Below are 18,025 nucleotides of genomic sequence, written 5' to 3' on the forward strand. Positions count from 1 at the left end.
GTGATGGCTGGTGGTACTGGTGGGCATATCTTTCCAGGTCTCGCTGTCGCTGAATATCTGCGGATATGCGGTTGGAAAGTCTCTTGGTTGGGTAATCAAGCTGGCTTGGAGTATCGCCTCGTGAAGTCTTGTGATTTTCCATTTGAGGCGGTCGAGTTCAGCGGTCTACGCGGTAAGGGATTAAAAGCAAAGTTGATGTTGCCTATTAATCTTTTGCGCGCTTGCCATCAAAGTTGGAAGATTATGCGACGCTTAAAACCAAATGTGGTTTTAGGTATGGGCGGTTATATTACTTTCCCTGGTGGTTTTGTATCTAAATTATTGAAGCGCCCATTGGTTCTGCATGAATCAAATTCAGTAGCTGGTAGTGCTAATCGTGCGCTAAGCAAAATTGCAATGCGGACTCTGACTGGATTTCCCAACACAATGGATCATGCAGAGTGGGTAGGCAATCCGATTCGGGAAGAGTTTGATCACATGCCGGCACCTGCAGCACGTTACGACCAGCGCCAAGGGCCTTTATCTATCTTGGTGGTAGGTGGTAGCTTGGGTGCCGCTGCCCTTAATGAAAATATTCCAGCTGCGCTGGCATTAATTCCAGCAGAGTCACGTCCCAAAGTAATTCATCAGGCGGGCGACAAGCATTTAGCAGATCTACAGAAGCTTTATGCCGACTTAGGTGTAACAGCAGATATTCGTCCCTTCATTGATGATATGCCGGCTGCATATTCTCAGGCCGATTTAGTAATTTGTCGTTCAGGCGCCATGACAGTTTCTGAAATAGCAGCTTGTGGTATCGCCTCTTGTCTTATTCCATTCCCATTTGCAATTGACGATCACCAAACTGCGAATGCGCAATTTTTATCAAATGCGAATGCAGCAATTTTGTTACCGCAGCCATTACTAAACCCGCAAGATTTAGCAATGATGATTCAGAACTTTAATCGTAAAGAATTAAAAGAGATGGCATTACGTGCGCATGCTTTAGCAAAAACAAACGCTACCCAGCGCGTAGCTGAGGTATGTGCAGATTGTGCGGGAGTAGGAATATGAAGCATATCGTTCAGCAAATTCACTTCGTCGGTATCGGTGGTGCTGGCATGAGCGGCATCGCTGAAGTGCTATTGAACTTGGGTTACCAAGTTTCAGGGTCAGACTTAACGGATGGCGCAGTCACTAAACGCCTTAGAGATTTGGGCGCAGTCATTCACATTGGACATGACCCTAAAAATATTGGTACGGCAGAAGCGGTAGTGATTTCCACTGCTGTTGCAGGCAATAATCCAGAGGTTTTGGCAGCACGTGCGGCGAAGGTGCCAGTGATTCAGCGCGCAGTCATGTTGGGTGAGTTGATGCGCCTAAAGCAGGGTATTGCAATTGCTGGCACACACGGTAAAACAACCACAACTAGTCTAGTCGCATCAGTCTTGGCTGAAGGCGGCCTCGATCCGACATTTGTGATTGGCGGCAAACTCAATTCCGCAGGCGCCAATGCGCGCTTGGGCCAGGGAGATTTTATTGTGGTTGAGGCGGATGAATCAGATGCCTCTTTCTTGCAATTATTTCCAGCCATGGAAGTGGTAACCAATATTGATGCTGATCATATGGATACCTATCAGCACGATATGGCTCGATTGAAACAGGCATTTGTTCAGTTTATTCAGCGTATGCCTTTTTATGGTGTGGCAGTACTTTGTATTGATGATGCTAATGTGCGCGATATTATTCCGTTTGTATCTCAGCCAGTACTTCGCTATGGTTTATCGGAGGACGCAGACATTCGAGCAAGTAATGTTCGTGCGGATGGTACTCAGATGCGTTTCACGGTTGACCGTCGCACTGTGCGCAGGCATGGCAATAAACCGGGCCCATTAAATATCACTTTGAATTTACCAGGCTTGCATAACGTTCGTAACGCTTTAGCTGCTATTGGTATAGCAACAGAGTTGGGTGTGGGTGATGAAGCAATTACCAAAGCGCTATCTGAGTTTGGTGGTGTTGGTCGTCGCTTCCAACGTTATGGAGAGATTCCTTTAGTAGATGGTGGTAGCTTTACCTTGATCGATGATTATGGCCATCACCCAGTAGAAATGGCTGCAACCTTAGCTGCAGCAAGAGGTGCCTTCCCCGATCGTCGCTTGGTCTTGGCATTCCAGCCACACCGCTTCACTAGAACGCGTGATTGTTTTGGCGAGTTTGTTCAAGTTCTCAAAAATTTTGATGCTTTGGTGTTGACTGATGTGTATCCAGCGGGCGAAGCAAAAATTCCGGGGGCTGATAGTAAGAGTTTGATGAAGGCCGCTATCGCTGAAGACAAAAATTCCAAAGCCTTATTAGATTCATGCGCAGTTGCTTATGCTGCAAATGTTGCAGAGATGCCAGAAAAGTTGAGTCAAGTTCTAAAAGATGGAGATGTGTTAATTACGATGGGTGCGGGATCAATTTCTGCTTTGCCTCATACGTTGTCGGAGGCGAAGCATGTCTAAGGTAGGTGCTAATTTGATTTCCTGGGGTGATCGCGTTAAGTCTAGCTTAGCTAGCTTAGAGCCGATGGCATTTGGTCGTGTTGGCGTTTTGCTGGGCGGTAAATCTGGAGAGAGGGAAATCTCGCTCATGTCTGGTAATGGCGTATTAGAAGCTTTGCGCTCAAAAGGAGTTGATGCCCATGCTTTTGATACGGGTTTGCGCTGCCCCACTGAGTTAGTAAAAGAAAACTTCGATCGCGTATTCATTTCTTTACATGGTCGTTTTGGTGAAGATGGCACTATTCAAGGATTACTTGAGCTATTAGAGTTGCCTTATACAGGCAGCGGTGTTTTGGCCTCTGCTCTGGCAATCGATAAAATTGTTACTAAGCAAGTCTGGATTAGCAATGGACTCGCCACCCCTGAATATGAAGAGCTGACAGTTGATAGCGACTGGAATGCAGTTGTGAAACATCTGGGCTTGCCTTTGATTGTGAAGCCTGCGCATGAGGGATCCTCTTTAGGCTTAACAAAAGTGAAGTCAGTAGACGACTTGCCAGCTGCATACAAGCTTGCTGCTGGATTGGATAAAAAAGTGATTGCAGAGACTTGCATCATTGGGGATGAATTAACTTGCCCATTGGTTGGTCAGGGTAAGACGGCTGAAGCTTTGCCGGTGATCAAAATTATTCCACCACAGGCAAATTACGATTTTCATAATAAATATTTCTCTGATGAAACTCAGTACTTATGCCCTACCGGGCTGGCGCCTGAAGTCAATGCCGCCGTTCAGGATTTGGCCTTGGCAGCATATAAAGCCTTAGGCTGTTGTACATGGGGACGTGCTGATGTGATGCTGGATCAAAAGACCGGCAAGCCTTACTTATTGGAAATGAATACTTCTCCTGGTATGACTTCCCACTCTTTGGTGCCAATGGCCGCCAAAGCTGCTGGTATTGAGTATGCAGATCTAGTGCTTTGGTTGCTTAGTCAAACATTGCAGCAAAAAGAAGGTGCAGCTGCATGAGTAACTTCATGGACCGCTTCGGTGAAATTTTCTCTATGTTGATGTCTCCTCTTTGGAATCATTCAGAGCGGATGGAGAAGCTGAGTCGTTTCCTACTGCGTTGCTTTGTAGTTATGCTCGTCATTGGTATTTTGGTTTGGCTAAGTCAGCGACCAGTTTTCGCTTTGAAGGAGATTCAGATTGAGCCAGTTGCTGGCCAAACGTTGAAACATATTAATAAGCCTATTGTTAAGCAGCAAGTTTTAGAAACGGTACAGGGTAATTTCTTCAGCGTTCGCTTAGAAGATGTGAAGCGAGGCTTTGAGAGTATGCCTTGGGTGCGACATGCCAATGTCCGTCGTGTTTGGCCAAATGGTTTAGTGGTGAGTATTGAAGAGCAGAAGCCTTTTGGGACTTGGGGTGGCGCCGAGAGTCACACCCTCATGAATACCCATGGTGAGCTCTTTGCTGGACGTGTTACTGAGGTGAGTGAGGATGTACGTTTAGTCGACTTTTCTGGTCCTGAAGATGCAGGCAAAGAGGTAATGAGTCTTTATGAAAAAGCCAACAACTGGTTTAAGCCATGGGGCGCAGAAGTCACTAGCCTTGCACTGACTGAGCGTTACGCATGGCACGTCAAGCTCTCAAGCGGAATGAAAGTAGAGTTTGGCCGCGATGAGGAAAGCTCCGATAAAAATTTAACGGAAGAACGTGTGGCGCGTTTATTTAAATATTGGCCACAAGTACAAGAGAAATGGGCGAATCGAGTAGATGCAGTCGATTTGCGATATGCAAATGGTTTTGCGGTTCATCTTGCTGCTGCAAGTTTGAAAAAGAATGAAGTAGATGGCAAAAAAAGTGAGCTGAAGTAATGAGGAATGGAAATGAGTAAAGACAATCGCGATATTTTGGTTGGTTTAGATATTGGAACTTCCAAGGTTGTTGCCTTAGTTGCTGAATTAGCTCCTGATGGTCAATTCAACGTTGTGGGCGTTGGTCAAACTGCATCTAAAGGATTAAAGAAGGGCGTTGTAGTCAATATCGAGGCAACCGTCCAGTCCATTCAGAAGGCTCTTGAAGAGGCTGAGGTAATGGCTGATCGCCAGATTGTGCAAGTCTTTACAGGAATTGCGGGTAATCACATTGTGAGCTTTAACTCAAGCGGCATGGTCGCAATACGCGACAAAGAAGTTGGCTCTGGTGATGTTGAGCGCGTATTGGAGACGGCTAAAGCAATCAATATTCCAACAGATCAACAAATTCTGCACATCCTGATTCAAGAATTCATTATTGATGGTCAAGAAGATGTGCGCGAGCCAATTGGTATGAGCGGTCTTCGCTTAGAGGTGAAGGTCCATATTGTTACTGGCGCCGTAAGTGCCGCACAAAATATTGTGAAGTGCGTACGCCGTTGTGGCCTCGTAGTTAACGACCTCATCTTGCAGCCTTTAGCTTCAAGTTTGGCGGTATTGACCGAAGATGAGAAAGAGCTTGGTGTGGTGTTGGTTGATATTGGTGGCGGCACAACTGATATTGCAATTTATTGCCAGGGATCAATTCGTCACACTGCAGTGATTCCAATTGCAGGCGATCAAATTACGAATGACATTGCGATGGCATTACGCACGCCAACGATTGATGCTGAAGATTTAAAAATTGCGCATGGTATCGCTCGTCAAGAAATGGCTGATCCAACTGCGATGATTGATGTTCCTGGTGTCGGTGACCGTGAGCCACGCCCGATCTCTAAACAAGCTCTGGCAGCAGTAATTGAGCCGCGCGTTGAAGAGTTATTCACGCTGGTAAGAGGCGTAGTACGTGACTCAGGTTACGAAGATATGGTTTCTTCTGGAATTGTTTTAACGGGCGGCACAGCATTAATGCCGGGCATGGTGGAGTTGGCCGAACAAGTCTTTTTGAGGCCTGCTCGTATCGGTACCCCCGAATATCGTGGCCATCTGCATGAAGTCTTACGTAGTCCCAGATATGCCACCAGCATTGGTTTGCTGATGGAAGGCCAAGCGCAGCTATTGCGCGGTCGTCGTGTTTCTCAATCAGGCGCGTTGCAAGGTGTTATATCGCGCATGAAGGAATGGTTTGCAGGAAATTTTTAAGTTTTTTTCGTCGTCGTCAATGTAGTACGTATTTACCTAGGAGGGTATATGGAATTTGAAATGTTAGATCAAGAAACAGCTGGCAAGACCATTATTAAAGTGGTTGGAGTCGGTGGCGCTGGTGGCAATGCTGTCCAGCATATGATCCGTCGCGGTGTTAATGGCGTAGAGTTCATTTGCATGAACACCGATGCTGGCGCTTTACAGCGCTCTGAGGCATCTGTGAATTTGCAACTGGGTTCTAGCGGATTGGGTGCTGGTGCCAAACCAGAAATCGGCGCAGCTTCTGCTGAAGAAGCGCGTGCTCGCATTGCTGATACATTGCAAGGCGCACACATGGTGTTCATCACTGCTGGTATGGGTGGCGGCACAGGAACTGGTGCAGCCCCAATCGTGGCTCAAGTAGCTAAAGAAATGGGCATTTTGACTGTTGGCGTCATTAGTAAGCCATTTGACTTTGAGGGCGTAAAGCGCTTGAAGGTTGCTGAGAATGGTGCTACAGAGCTCGAGTCATATGTAGATTCATTGATTGTTGTGCTCAATGAAAAACTCTTTGAAGTGATGGGTGAAGATGCTGAGTTCGATAAGGCATTTGCTTGTGCGGATGATGTATTGCATAACGCAGTATCTGGCATTGCAGAAATTATTAATGTTCAGGGCTTGATCAACGTTGACTTTGAAGACGTTAAAACAGTAATGGGCGAGCAAGGTAAAGCCATGATGGGAACGGCAACTGTTTCCGGCATGGATCGTGCACGCTTAGCTGCTGAAGCTGCAGTAGCATCACCATTACTCGAAGGTGTTGATCTGTCAGGTGCGCGTGGCGTATTAGTGAACATTACAGCTAGCCGTTCACTGAAGTTGTCTGAGACTCGCGAAGTTATGGCGGCGATTCGTGGTTATGCTGCTGATGATGCAACCGTAATCTTTGGTACTGTTTATGACGAGAGCCTAGGCGATGCCTTACGTGTGACTGTGGTTGCTACTGGTTTGAATAACCCTCAAGCTCGTAAAAACAACCAACCTGAAGTAGTTTGGAGACAAGCTACTGGTACCCATGATGCAATGCCAACGATGGCAGACCTCAATAGCTTTGCTCCTGCTAGCGCGTCAGCAGCAATGAGTAAGGTAAGCGTGGACTCTGCTTTAAGTACTAGCGCAGGTTTGGCTCTCACTGGAACAGGTAGTGCTCCAGCAATGGCAACTCAACCGGCAAGTACTGGCGTTGACTATAGTCAATATGACTTGCCACGGGTTTTTCGTAGCTCTCGTGAAGCGACTCCTGCGCCTACATTAGGTGCGGATAGTTCTCCTCAGGCTAAATCCATGTTGGATAAAGGGGCTGATTACTATGAAATTCCAGCCTTTTTACGTAAACAAGCAGATTAATTAACTGCTTAATACAATAGGTAATTGCGAAATGCCAGCGCGACGCCCCTCCGGACGACGAATCCCGCGCTTGCGTTGGCATACTTACTAACAATTATTTATTGGAGATGTCATGATTGCTGTTGGACAAAAATTACCAAACGCTACTCTTTATGAATTTATGAATGAAGAGACTGAAGGCTGTTCCTTAGGACCAAATGCTTTTGAAGTTGAAAAGCTAGTAGCTGGAAAAAAGATTGTATTGTTTGCATTGCCTGGTGCATTTACACCAACTTGCTCTGCTAAGCACGTGCCTGGTTATGTTGAGCACTACGATGCTATTAAAGCTAAAAGTGTTGACGAGATTTGGTGTGTTTCTGTAAATGACCCGTTTGTGATGGGCGCATGGGGACGCGATCAAAAGGTTGGCAAAAAGATTCGTATGTTAGGTGATGGTAGTGCTGAGTTCACTAAAAAGCTTGGTTTAGAGCTGGACTTAACTGCTCGTGGTTTTGGTGTTCGCTCAGATCGTTATGCCATGATTATTGAAGATGGTGTTGTAAAGTCTCTTGACCGTGAAGCTCCAGGAAAGTTTGAAGTTAGTGATGCCGCTTCCATCTTGAAAAAGCTGTAATCCAAACCCTTACATAAAAAATACCCCCTGAATTTAAATACCAAAATATGATGAAGCAACGCACTATCGCCACTCCGGTTAAGACCGTGGGGATTGGCTTGCACTCGGGTCGTAAGGTGACGATTTCTATCAAGCCTGCGCCAGTAAATTCAGGGGTTCAGTTTGTTCGGGTGGATACACCTGAACAGTCAGTTGTGCCAGCAACCGCTTTAGCTGTATGTGACACAAGATTGGCTTCTGTTATTCAGAAGGATGGTGTGCGTGTTTCCACCGTGGAACATCTGCTTTCAGCCTGTGCTGGTCTTGGTCTTGATAATTTATTGATAGAGCTTGATGGTGAAGAAGTTCCCATCATGGATGGTAGCGCCGCTTCATTCTTATTCTTAATTGAATCTGCTGGCATTGCAGAGCAAGATGCGCCACGTCAATTTGTAGTGATTAAGAAACCAGTAGAGGTTCGCGAGGGCGATAAGCTTGCGCGCTTAGAGCCATTCTTTGGTTTTAAGTTAGATTTCACGATTGACTTCAAGCATCCGGCGGTGGATAAAACAGGCCAACGTTTTGTGGTTGATTTTGCAGAACAAGCCTACCGCAGTGAAATTGGTCGTGCACGTACTTTTGGATTTGCGCATGAAGTTGAAGCATTGCGCGAAATGGGATTGGCGCGTGGCGGCAGCTTAGATAACGCGATTGTTTTAGATGAGCACCGCATTTTGAATAACGAAGAACTTCGTTATGAAGACGAATTTGTGCGTCACAAAATATTAGATGCGATTGGCGATCTGTATCTCATCGGACACCCTATTGTGGGAGCTTATATTGCAGAGAAATCTGGGCATGCTCTCAATAATGCACTTTTGCGGAAGCTTTTAGAAGACTCTAGCTCTTATGAAATCATCTCCTTTGCTGAAAATAAGGCTCCAGGGGCCTACTCTCAAGAAAGCCAGCCTCTCTTTTTCTAAGGGAGCTGAAGTAGTTTTGAGCTACTTTGGTTTATTTTTCAGCAGCTTCTCAATGGAGGAGCGTAAACCAGAGTCTGGACCTAACCTTTCCAGTAGAGATTCCCAGGATTTTTTGGCAGCCTCATTTAATCCTCTTGGCTTTTCACGCTGATCTTGGCGAGGTTTAACTTCCCAACTGGGCGGAGCGGGTTTAACTCGTACTTTTATTGCCTTACAAGGTAGCCCAGATTTACCTAACTCATTGATTAGACTGGGTAATATTTGTTGTAAGCGGCTGGCAATGCTGGCGCTACTGACCAGTAAAAATAGCTCATCTTGCGAGCCAGACCGCCAACCAGCTTCAATTTTTGGGCTCAAATGGTCTAAATCGAGTTTCGTTAGGGCTGAGTTAATGATTGTCTTGAGTTTGGCTAGATCTTCGGTTTTAGCCAAAATTCCCCCAAGACCATCGGATTCACGTAGGTAATCCATCCAGTCGTGAGCTGTGGGCTTGCGGGATGATTTAGGGCTAAAGTTCATAAAAAATGGGGTTGCGGGTGATAAACTCAAGGACTTAATTTTCTTCAATATCCCATGGTAATCGGTCTTCTTAAAACCCTGGTCGGCAGTCGTAACGACCGCCTCTTAAAACAGTATCGCAAAGTCGTTGCTAAGGTCGCCACATTTGAGGCGAGCCTGCAATCTTTGGATGATTCTGCACTTGCTGAAAAAACTGCAGAATTCAAGTCACGCCTTGCCGCTGGAGAGTTCTTAGATGACATCGCTGCAGAAGCATTTGCGGTAGTTCGAGAGGCTAGTACACGCGTTATGAAGATGCGCCACTTTGATGCGCAAATTCTGGGTGGTTTAGCCTTGCATCAAGGCAAGATTGCCGAGATGGGTACAGGCGAAGGAAAAACTCTTACAGCGACTCTTCCAGTCTATTTGAATGCTTTGACTGGTAAAGGTGTTCATGTTGTTACTGTGAATGATTATTTAGCACAGCGTGATGCTGAATGGATGTCCAAGTTGTATAACTTCTTGGGTATGAAGGTGGGTGTGAACCTATCTCAAATGGACCACACTACTAAGCAAGAAGCTTATGCCGCTGATATTACTTACGGCACCAATAATGAATTTGGCTTCGATTACTTACGCGACAACATGGTTCAGGATTTGGATCAGCGCGTACAACGCGGTTTAGCTTATGCAATCGTTGACGAAGTCGACTCTATTCTGATTGACGAGGCTCGTACCCCATTAATCATTTCTGGTCAGGCTGAAGATCACACTGATCTCTATATCAAAATTAATGCTCTGCCATCACATCTAGAGCGTCAAATTGGCGAAGAGAAGGCAGATGGCACAGGTGTTGAGAAACCAGGCGACTACTGGGTAGATGAAAAGTCTCAGCAGGTTTATTTGACCGAACAAGGTCATGATAAGGCTGAGTCTGTATTGGTTCAACTGGGCGCGCTCAATGATGGCGACTCTCTCTATGCACCGCAAAATATTACTTTGATGCATCACGTGTACGCCGCTCTGCGTGCACATACGCTATATCACCGCGATCAACAATACGTTGTTCAGAATGGTGAAGTGATCATCGTGGACGAATTTACCGGCCGTTTAATGCAAGGTCGTCGTTGGTCTGATGGATTGCATCAGGCTGTCGAAGCCAAAGAAGGCGTACAGATTCAGAATGAGAATCAAACTTTAGCGACGATTACTTTCCAAAATTATTTCCGCATGTATGGCAAGTTAGCCGGCATGACTGGTACTGCCGATACTGAGGCATATGAATTTAAAGAAATCTACAACTTAGAAACTGTTGTGATTCCACCAAATCGTATTAGCCAAAGAAAAGATAAACAAGATCAGATCTATAAGTCATCTCGTGAACGCTATGATGCGGTGATTAAAGATATCGAAGATTGCTATGAACGTGGCCAGCCAGTGTTGGTAGGCACTACTTCGATTGAAAACTCTGAGTTAATTGCGAACCTATTGGATCAACGCAAATTACCACATCAAGTTTTAAATGCAAAACAGCATGCTCGCGAGGCGGAAATTATTGCTCAAGCTGGTCGGCCAAAAATGATCACGATTGCTACTAATATGGCAGGCCGTGGTACTGACATCGTGCTTGGCGGTAACGTAGGCAAGCAGTCTTCTTTGATTGAGGCTGACGGCGCACTAGCTGATGCTGATAAAGCAGCCAAAATTAAGCAGTTACAGGACGAGTGGCAAAGCATTCATGACCAAGTTCTAGCGGCTGGCGGTTTACATATCATTGGTACCGAGCGACACGAGAGTCGTCGTATCGATAATCAGTTAAGAGGTCGTTCAGGTCGCCAGGGTGATCCTGGCTCCTCCCGCTTCTACCTTTCATTGGATGATCCGCTGCTACGTATCTTTGCAGGCGATCGTTTACGTTCAGTCATGGAGCGTCTCAAGATGCCTGATGGTGAGCCGATTGAAGCGGGCATGGTGACGCGCTCTATTGAGTCTGCTCAACGCAAGGTTGAGGGTCGCAACTTTGATATTCGTAAGCAATTGCTGGAATATGACAACGTTGCTAATGATCAGCGTAAAGAAACTTACCGCCTCAGAAATGAAGTACTTGAGAGTGCCGACATTGGCGAGTTAATCGCCAATTTGCGCGAAGATGTTTTGCGTTCCGTTTGCTCAGTTTATGTTCCTCTGGAGTCTATGGAAGAGCAGTGGGACCTAGTTGGACTGGAAAACGTTTTAGCCAGCGAGTGGGGTCTCACAATTGACCTCAGAAATTGGGTTGAAGGTGCGCAGACTGTAGATGATGCAGAAATTGTTGATCGTATATTACAGGCCGCTAAAGAGGCTTACGATGCAAAGGTTGAACTCTCTGGACGTGCATCTTTTGCAGGCTTTGAGCGCTCTGTACTCCTGTATAGCTTGGATAGTCACTGGCGTGAGCATTTAGCTGCCTTGGACCATTTGCGGCAGGGTATTCATTTGCGCGGGTATGCGCAAAAAGATCCTAAGCAAGAATATCGTCGTGAAGCATTTGAGTTGTATGGTGAATTGCTTAATGTCATTAAGAATGATGTTGTGAAAAACATCATGACCGTGCAGATTCAGAGCTCAAGCGAGTTAGATCAGGCTTCGGAATCTATGAATGAAGATCTGGCAAAGCTTTCAGATGTTCAATATCAACATGCTGATGCCGAAAAGGAAGTAGCAGGCTCAACTGGTGATCGCGGTGCTGCAGTGGATATTCAGCCGGCCCCCCTTCGCGCAGGTCCAAAGGTAGGTCGCAACGATCCCTGCACTTGCGGTAGTGGTAAGAAGTATAAAAACTGCCACGGTGCCTTAGCTTAGATTTTTAATCTTCACGCGACACTACTTAAATGGCTCAGATTTATCTGAGCCATTTTTCTTGGTGGAATCCCTAATAATTTAATGCCCCTAGAGACCCTGAGATCTGTCATGATTTGTAAGTGCAAAAATATTTGCTTTGTCTGCAAAATCTCAAATTTAACTAAGGGGGCGTTATGGCCGTGTCTTTTACTCTCAATGGCAAAGCTATTAATTTCGACGGAGATCCTGAAACGCCAATTCTCTGGGTCTTACGCGACCATTTAGATGTCACGAGTCCGAAGTATGGCTGTGGCGCAGGACTTTGTGGTGCATGTACTGTTCACTTAGAGGGCGCTGCCATCCGTTCTTGCTCCGCCCCTATATCTGCTGCGGGTGGAAAGGCAGTCACCACTCTCGAAGGCTTAACAGCAAAGGTTGGAAAAGCACTTCAAGATGCTTGGATCGAGTTCGATGTACCTCAGTGTGGATATTGTCAGACTGGGCAAATGATGTCTGCAGCTGATTTGTTGGCAAAGAAAAAACAGCCTAGTAGTGATGATATTAAAAATGCCATGAGCGGAAATATTTGTCGCTGCGGTACCTATTCCCGGATCGAAAAAGCAGTCAAACGTGCCGCAGATAAATTGGCATAAAGGGTAAAGATCATATGAAAAACCAATCTTTAAAAAGTAACGGCCGTCGTCAATTTATTCAGCAAAGTGCCGCTCTTGGCGGTGCCTTTGTTATCGGCATACATCTGCCGTTGACAAGTCAAGCCGCTGTAGGGGATGCTGCAAAGCCTGTCTTAGCAAACGCTTGGGTACAAATTACCCCGAATAATCAAATTACGCTCATTTGTGCTCGCTCAGAGATGGGTCAGGACGTATACACCTCTTTACCAGCTTTGCTGGCTGAGGAATTAAATTTGCCTCTCTCAATGATTCAGGTGCAAATTGCTGGAGTTGCCCCTGTTTATATTAATGCGATGTTGGGCGGTCAAATTACTGGGGGTTCAACTTCAGTGCGCGAAGCTTTTGATAAGTTAAGAACCGCTGGAGCTGCAACTCGTATGGTCTTAATTCAGGCCGCAGCTCAACGTTGGAACGTTTCAGCTGCCGACTGTAAGGCTATGAATGGCAAGATAACGCATTCAAGTGGCAAATCAGCTACCTACGGAGAATTGGCTGCAGATGCAGCTAAGTTGCCTCTTCCAGAAAAACCAGCCTTAAAGTCGCCTGCGAATTTTATGGTGATTGGCAAAGAAACGATGCGTCGTTTGGATACGCCAAGCAAGGTTGCTGGTAAGGCAGTTTATGGAATTGACGTCAAGATTCCAGGTATGGCAATTGCATCTTTAGCGCAGTGCCCTGTTATTGGAGGTACGCCTACATCCTTTGATGCTTCCGCTGCAATGAAAGTAACTGGAGTAATTAAAGTTGTCCAGATTTCGGATGGTGTTGCAGTATTGGCTAAAGATTTTTATACCGCGCGCAAGGGTAGAGATGTCCTGAAAATTACCTGGAACGAAGGATCTAATGCCAACCTCAGCAATGCGGTTATTCGTAAGTCATTGGAGGATGGTTTATCTAAAAAAGGGGCTGTGATTAAAACAGTGGGTGATTCCAATGCTGCCGTTGTAAATGGCAAGCCGCTGAGTGCCCAATACTTTTTACCGTACTTAGCCCACTCCACCATGGAGCCCGTGAACTGCTCTGCTGATGTATCTAATGGCAAGTGCAGAATTATTGGCCCAATTCAGTTTCAGCAAGGTGGGCAGGCTGTGGCTGCAGCTGCAGCCGGCGTTAAGCCAGAAGATGTCACGATTGAAACCACTTTCCTTGGCGGTGGTTTTGGCCGCAAGTTGGAGTTGGACTTTATTCGTCAGGCCGCTGAAATTTCTAAAGCAGCAGGCATGCCAGTCAAGATGCTCTGGACCAAGGAAGATGACATTACCCATGACTTCTATCGCCCTATGAGTATTCATAAGGTAGATGGAATCTTGGGTGCCAACGGTCAGTTAGCTTCTTTGAAAGCCAAAATGGTTTCTCAGTCAGTGACTGCGCGAGCCTTTCCTGGTTTTGTAAAAGATGGGTTTGACCCATTCATGGTTGAAGGTTCCAACAATATTACTTATGAAATACCTAATCTAGAAATCACTAACGTGATTACGGATACCGGACTTCGAGTGGGTTATTGGCGCTCAGTCAGTAATGCGTTAAATGCATTTGCAATTGAGAGTTTTGTAGATGAGGCCGCCAAAGCCGCCGGCAAAGATCCTGTAGCGTATCGGATGGCGGCTTTAAGCAAACACCCTCGAGCAAAAGCTGTCCTTGAGTTAGCAGTGAAAAAGTCTGGATACGTGCCCGGTAGTAAGCGTTTTGGTGTTGCGCAGATGGAGTGTTATGACACCTATTCTGCTTGCATACTTGAGTTGGATTCTGCGGCTAAAGAGACCAAAGTTAAGAAAATTACTTTCGTTTCTGACTGCGGAATTACGGTGCATCCTGACCAGGCGAGAGCGCAGCTTACTGGCGGTGTGATTTACGGCCTGAGCGCAGCCCTAAGCAATGAAATCACGATTGAGAAGGGCCGGGTTCAGCAGAATAACTTCAATGACTACCCTAGCTTGCGACAAAATCAAGTGCCTGTGGTTGAGGTGCATCTGGTGCCCAGTCAAGAGAAGCCGGGCGGCTTGGGTGAGGTTGGAGTGCCTTTGGTGGCCCCAGCTTTGGTAAACGCTATTGCAGCTGCTACAGGCAAGCGGATTCGGGAGTTGCCAATCAAGGTATAGCATTTGTAGCAGAGAGTAAGCAAATAAAGCGCGCCCAGTAGGTGCGCTTTATTTTTGAGCCTCATCTACAATTATCAGACTATGACCGTTAACTTAACCCTCCCCCTAAAAGCCGAACTGAAACCTATTAAAGGTTTTGAGATGGGCATCGCCGAAGCTGGTATTAAGAAGGCAAACCGTAAAGATTTATTGGTGATGACTTTAGCCCCTGGTTCTCAGGTTGCTGGTGTTTTTACTCTAAATCGTTTTTGCGCTGCTCCAGTACAAGTTTGTCGCGAGCATCTGGCGCAAGAAGGTCGTAATGGTGAAATTCGAGCTCTGGTGGTGAATACTGGCAATGCTAATGCTGGCACTGGTGAATCTGGTATGAAACATGCCTTAGAAACCTGCGCAGCCTTAGCCAAGGATTTAAAAATTAATCCAGAGCAAATCCTGCCTTTTTCTACGGGCGTGATTCTTGAGCCGCTCCCGCTTGAGAAAATTATTAGCGCTTTGCCAAAGGCAGTGGCAAACCTTAGCGAGGACAATTGGTTTGATGCGGCTGAATCCATCATGACCACTGACACTCAGCCTAAGGCTACTTCAGTGACCGTACAAACGCCTGCAGGGTTGGTGACCATCACTGGTATCTGTAAAGGTGCTGGCATGATTCACCCCAATATGGCAACCATGCTGGGATTCATTGCTACTGATGCTGGATTTGCGCCTGGACTCTTAAGTAGCCTGACTCGTGAGATAGCGAATCTTTCATTTAACGCGATCACTATTGATGGTGATACATCTACTAATGACTCTTTCATCATTATGGCGACGGGTCAGTCGTCAGTGCAAATTCAATCAGCGAACGATCCTAGTTATGCCATCTTGCGAGATGCCTTAATTGCTTTAGCTAGAAAGCTGGCACAAATGATTGTGCGCGATGGTGAAGGTGCAACTAAATTTATAACGATCGAAGTGCTTGGTGGGAAGACTCAAGAGGAGTGCCACTTGGTTGCCAAGGCGGTTGCACACTCGCCCTTGGTCAAAACCGCTTTCTTTGCTAGTGATCCTAATTTGGGCCGCATCCTGGCAGCGATTGGCTATGCAGGCATCACCGATTTAGATGTAAATCGTGTGCAAATGTGGTTGGGTGATGTTTGGGTTGCTAAAAATGGTGGCCGCAATCCCGATTACCAGGAGGCTGATGGTCAGAGGGTCATGCAGGCTCCAGAAATCACCGTCAAGATTGACTTAGGTCGCGGCAACGCTACGCAAACTATGTGGACTTGTGACTTATCGCATGACTATGTATCCATTAATGCAGATTACCGCTCATAAAAGACCATCCGAAATATGAATGAAAAATTAGACCGTCTTTTAGACCATCTCGATACTTTTTTACCAAAGCCTTTGACTGAGGAGCAGTGGAAATCTTCTACTGCGTATAGATGGCGTCGGCGCGATAGCATCTTTGGCAGTATTGGATTTTTGCAACCTGTAAAGCATGTTGCGGACATTACTTTTGAGGATTTGCAGAATATTGATCGTCAGCGTGACGCCATACGCGATAACACTAAAAACTTTATTCAAAAAAAGCCTGCCAATAATATTTTGTTGACTGGTGCTAGGGGAACTGGAAAGTCCTCACTGATCAAAGCGAGTTTGCATGAGTTTGCTAGCCAAGGCTTGCGTCTGGTTGAGGTTGAGAAAGAGCATCTATCTGATTTGGCTGATATTACCGAGCTCTTGGCTGATCGCCCAGAGCGTTTCATCATTTTCTGTGACGACCTCTCATTTGAGGATGGTGAATCTGGCTATAAGGCGATGAAATCAGCCTTAGATGGCTCTGTTTCTGCGCAAGTCGACAATATTTTGATTTATGCCACCTCTAATCGCCGTCATTTATTGCCTGAGTATATGAAGGATAACGAGACATACGTTCATAACGATGATGGTGAAATTCATCCTGGTGAAGTGGTTGAGGAGAAGATTTCTTTATCAGAGCGCTTTGGTCTTTGGTTGTCTTTCTACCCGCCAAAACAAGATGAGTATTTGGCGATCGTGGCGCATTGGTTGCAGCATTTTGGTTTAAGCGCTGCGCAAATTGAGGCGGCACGTTCAGAAGCTTTAGTCTGGGCATTGGAGCGTGGTTCACGCTCAGGGCGCGTTGCCTGGCAATTTGCTAAGCATTGGGCTGGTTCAAAAGCTTAAGATCTTTTTGATGAGTGAAATCAAGCGCCCAGTTACTGAAGTGGCAGCAGGAATCTTGCTGGATTCTGACGGCCGCTATCTTTTAGGGCAAAGACCTGAAGGCAAACCCTACGCTGGTTACTGGGAAGTTCCCGGTGGAAAAATCGAAAAAGGGGAAACTGTTTTCGAGGCACTGAAGCGTGAACTTCAAGAAGAGCTCGGCATTGATATTCAATCAAGTGAAGAGCTTACCGTCCTGGAGCATGATTACCCGCATGCCTATGTTCGCTTGCATGTGAGCATTATTCGCGAATGGAAAGGAATTCCCAAAGGTTGTGAGAATCAAGCCTTATCGTGGGAGTTACTTGCTGCTGAAAAGCCTAGTGTTGAACCCTTATTGCCGGCCGCCTGGCCCATGCTGGAAAGGCTAAGAGCCCTTTTGACTTAAAACTGGCAGAGGGTGAGTTTGAATGGAATGTCAGCACTTACCAACTGTGCTTTTTTATCGCGTTCGGACTTTAAGAAGCGCACTGAGAGTAAATATTTATTTGCGCTAATTTCAGAAAATAAAGCATCATCTTCTACGGCAATGCGCATTAACTGATACACCTTGCCAGATGGAGCTTGCTGAAAAGATCCATTGTGCGCGACCACATCTTTAGCCTCGCCTGATTGACGTAACAGTCGTAAAAATAATTGGCATGCCTCATGCCATGGCAAGAGCGGCCCAACGTATTTTTCAAGCAATTCACGTCGCTCAGATGATGGACTATTTTTCCAGGCATGATAGCTAGGCAAATCAATTGGACTGGTGCCACCTGGAATATTTAATCTGGTGCGAATCGCATTTAACCATTCACTTTCAGTAATCACAGAGTTGGGTCTGCCTGTTGATTGATTAATACACTTAGCAACGGAATCAATTTCTGAAAGCGTTTGTGTCAGCGCCTCTTGATCAACTTTTTGGGATGACTTCAATCCATTGAGTGTATATTTTTGACGCTCAAATTCTTTGAGTAGTAAAGACTTGATGTCACCGCGTGCACCGATGTCACCAAGATCAAACAAAATAGAGATGGCATTGTGGTGCAACTCTGGGTCATCAGAGCGGACAAAGTGGTTGAAGCGGGCGAACAAATACTCCAATCGAAGCATGCTTCGAACTAATTCGTTAAAGGGGTATTCGTAAACAATCACA

The 18,025-nt window shown here is 46.0% G+C and carries 16 protein-coding genes; 14 read left to right on the top strand and 2 right to left on the bottom strand.

The features are described 5' to 3' along the window. The first annotated feature begins 3 nt into the window (after positions 1-3). The 8 genes from murG (at position 4) to lpxC (ending at position 8,549) form a co-directional block, all read left to right on the top strand. Positions 4-1,053 (top strand): undecaprenyldiphospho-muramoylpentapeptide beta-N-acetylglucosaminyltransferase, encoded by a 1,050-nt coding sequence (gene murG, locus ICN44_RS07605; protein WP_216263476.1) that lies wholly within the window; start codon positions 4-6, stop codon positions 1,051-1,053. Next, a complete protein-coding gene (murC, locus tag ICN44_RS07610) occupies positions 1,050-2,486 on the top strand; it encodes a UDP-N-acetylmuramate--L-alanine ligase (protein WP_216263363.1) in 1,437 nt (478 codons plus the stop codon). The genes murG and murC overlap by 4 nt, the downstream gene beginning before the upstream one ends. Continuing rightward, complete coding sequence (locus ICN44_RS07615) at positions 2,479-3,492, top strand: D-alanine--D-alanine ligase (RefSeq protein ID WP_304608639.1); 1,014 nt, start codon at positions 2,479-2,481, stop codon at positions 3,490-3,492. Before murC ends, ICN44_RS07615 begins: the two co-directional genes overlap by 8 nt. After that, positions 3,489-4,343 carry a cell division protein FtsQ/DivIB gene (locus ICN44_RS07620; protein WP_216263364.1) on the top strand — a complete coding sequence of 285 codons (855 nt, stop codon included), beginning with the start codon at positions 3,489-3,491 and terminating at the stop codon, positions 4,341-4,343. Before ICN44_RS07615 ends, ICN44_RS07620 begins: the two co-directional genes overlap by 4 nt. A gap of 12 nt (positions 4,344-4,355) precedes the next feature. Next, the gene (gene ftsA, locus ICN44_RS07625; RefSeq protein ID WP_216263365.1) at positions 4,356-5,585 is read left to right on the top strand and encodes a cell division protein FtsA; all 1,230 of its coding nucleotides are present in this window, start codon (positions 4,356-4,358) and stop codon (positions 5,583-5,585) included. 48 nt (positions 5,586-5,633) lie between these two features. Beyond that, a complete protein-coding gene (ftsZ, locus tag ICN44_RS07630; protein ID WP_216263366.1) occupies positions 5,634-6,974 on the top strand; it encodes a cell division protein FtsZ in 1,341 nt (446 codons plus the stop codon). 112 nt (positions 6,975-7,086) lie between these two features. After that, positions 7,087-7,587 carry a peroxiredoxin gene (locus ICN44_RS07635; protein ID WP_216263367.1) on the top strand — a complete coding sequence of 167 codons (501 nt, stop codon included), beginning with the start codon at positions 7,087-7,089 and terminating at the stop codon, positions 7,585-7,587. Between the two features lie 47 nt (positions 7,588-7,634). Next, the gene (gene lpxC / locus ICN44_RS07640) at positions 7,635-8,549 is read left to right on the top strand and encodes a UDP-3-O-acyl-N-acetylglucosamine deacetylase (RefSeq protein WP_216263368.1); all 915 of its coding nucleotides are present in this window, start codon (positions 7,635-7,637) and stop codon (positions 8,547-8,549) included. 21 nt (positions 8,550-8,570) lie between these two features. On the opposite strand, the gene ICN44_RS07645 is transcribed toward lpxC, so the two are convergent. Beyond that, positions 8,571-9,098 (bottom strand): hypothetical protein, encoded by a 528-nt coding sequence (locus ICN44_RS07645; protein ID WP_255537498.1) that lies wholly within the window; start codon positions 9,096-9,098, stop codon positions 8,571-8,573. Between the two features lie 24 nt (positions 9,099-9,122). On the opposite strand from ICN44_RS07645, the gene secA reads away from it, so the two are divergent. The 6 genes from secA to ICN44_RS07675 all read left to right on the top strand — a co-directional run bounded on the left by secA (position 9,123) and on the right by ICN44_RS07675 (position 17,275). After that, positions 9,123-11,888 carry a preprotein translocase subunit SecA gene (gene secA / locus ICN44_RS07650; RefSeq protein ID WP_216263369.1) on the top strand — a complete coding sequence of 922 codons (2,766 nt, stop codon included), beginning with the start codon at positions 9,123-9,125 and terminating at the stop codon, positions 11,886-11,888. A gap of 173 nt (positions 11,889-12,061) precedes the next feature. Beyond that, entirely contained in the window at positions 12,062-12,520 is a 459-nt protein-coding gene (locus ICN44_RS07655; RefSeq protein WP_216263370.1) for a (2Fe-2S)-binding protein, read from the top strand. 14 nt (positions 12,521-12,534) lie between these two features. After that, positions 12,535-14,658, top strand: coding sequence for a molybdopterin cofactor-binding domain-containing protein (locus tag ICN44_RS07660; RefSeq protein ID WP_216263371.1), 2,124 nt, complete (start codon positions 12,535-12,537; stop codon positions 14,656-14,658). An 81-nt stretch (positions 14,659-14,739) separates the two neighbouring features. Continuing rightward, positions 14,740-15,975 (top strand): bifunctional glutamate N-acetyltransferase/amino-acid acetyltransferase ArgJ, encoded by a 1,236-nt coding sequence (gene argJ / locus ICN44_RS07665; protein WP_216263372.1) that lies wholly within the window; start codon positions 14,740-14,742, stop codon positions 15,973-15,975. A 15-nt stretch (positions 15,976-15,990) separates the two neighbouring features. After that, positions 15,991-16,848 carry an ATP-binding protein gene (locus ICN44_RS07670; RefSeq protein WP_216263373.1) on the top strand — a complete coding sequence of 286 codons (858 nt, stop codon included), beginning with the start codon at positions 15,991-15,993 and terminating at the stop codon, positions 16,846-16,848. Between the two features lie 10 nt (positions 16,849-16,858). Beyond that, the gene (locus ICN44_RS07675) at positions 16,859-17,275 is read left to right on the top strand and encodes an NUDIX domain-containing protein (RefSeq protein WP_216263374.1); all 417 of its coding nucleotides are present in this window, start codon (positions 16,859-16,861) and stop codon (positions 17,273-17,275) included. Here ICN44_RS07675 and zapD read toward each other — a convergent pair. Then, the gene (gene zapD, locus ICN44_RS07680) at positions 17,272-18,024 is read right to left on the bottom strand and encodes a cell division protein ZapD (RefSeq protein ID WP_216263375.1); all 753 of its coding nucleotides are present in this window, start codon (positions 18,022-18,024) and stop codon (positions 17,272-17,274) included. The two genes, ICN44_RS07675 and zapD, sit on opposite strands and share 4 nt — an antisense overlap. Between the last annotated feature and the right edge of the window lies 1 nt (position 18,025).

The sequence above is a fragment of the Polynucleobacter sp. JS-Fieb-80-E5 genome, from assembly GCF_018882015.1.
GTDB lineage: Bacteria > Pseudomonadota > Gammaproteobacteria > Burkholderiales > Burkholderiaceae > Polynucleobacter.

Coding starts and splice junctions, on each gene's coding strand:
- murG (WP_216263476.1), top strand. CDS start 4: ATGGCTGGTGGTACTGGTGGGCATATCTTTCCAGGTCTCGCTGTCGCT.
- murC (WP_216263363.1), top strand. CDS start 1,050: ATGAAGCATATCGTTCAGCAAATTCACTTCGTCGGTATCGGTGGTGCT.
- ICN44_RS07615 (WP_304608639.1), top strand. CDS start 2,479: ATGTCTAAGGTAGGTGCTAATTTGATTTCCTGGGGTGATCGCGTTAAG.
- ICN44_RS07620 (WP_216263364.1), top strand. CDS start 3,489: ATGAGTAACTTCATGGACCGCTTCGGTGAAATTTTCTCTATGTTGATG.
- ftsA (WP_216263365.1), top strand. CDS start 4,356: ATGAGTAAAGACAATCGCGATATTTTGGTTGGTTTAGATATTGGAACT.
- ftsZ (WP_216263366.1), top strand. CDS start 5,634: ATGGAATTTGAAATGTTAGATCAAGAAACAGCTGGCAAGACCATTATT.
- ICN44_RS07635 (WP_216263367.1), top strand. CDS start 7,087: ATGATTGCTGTTGGACAAAAATTACCAAACGCTACTCTTTATGAATTT.
- lpxC (WP_216263368.1), top strand. CDS start 7,635: ATGATGAAGCAACGCACTATCGCCACTCCGGTTAAGACCGTGGGGATT.
- secA (WP_216263369.1), top strand. CDS start 9,123: ATGGTAATCGGTCTTCTTAAAACCCTGGTCGGCAGTCGTAACGACCGC.
- ICN44_RS07655 (WP_216263370.1), top strand. CDS start 12,062: ATGGCCGTGTCTTTTACTCTCAATGGCAAAGCTATTAATTTCGACGGA.
- ICN44_RS07660 (WP_216263371.1), top strand. CDS start 12,535: ATGAAAAACCAATCTTTAAAAAGTAACGGCCGTCGTCAATTTATTCAG.
- argJ (WP_216263372.1), top strand. CDS start 14,740: ATGACCGTTAACTTAACCCTCCCCCTAAAAGCCGAACTGAAACCTATT.
- ICN44_RS07670 (WP_216263373.1), top strand. CDS start 15,991: ATGAATGAAAAATTAGACCGTCTTTTAGACCATCTCGATACTTTTTTA.
- ICN44_RS07675 (WP_216263374.1), top strand. CDS start 16,859: ATGAGTGAAATCAAGCGCCCAGTTACTGAAGTGGCAGCAGGAATCTTG.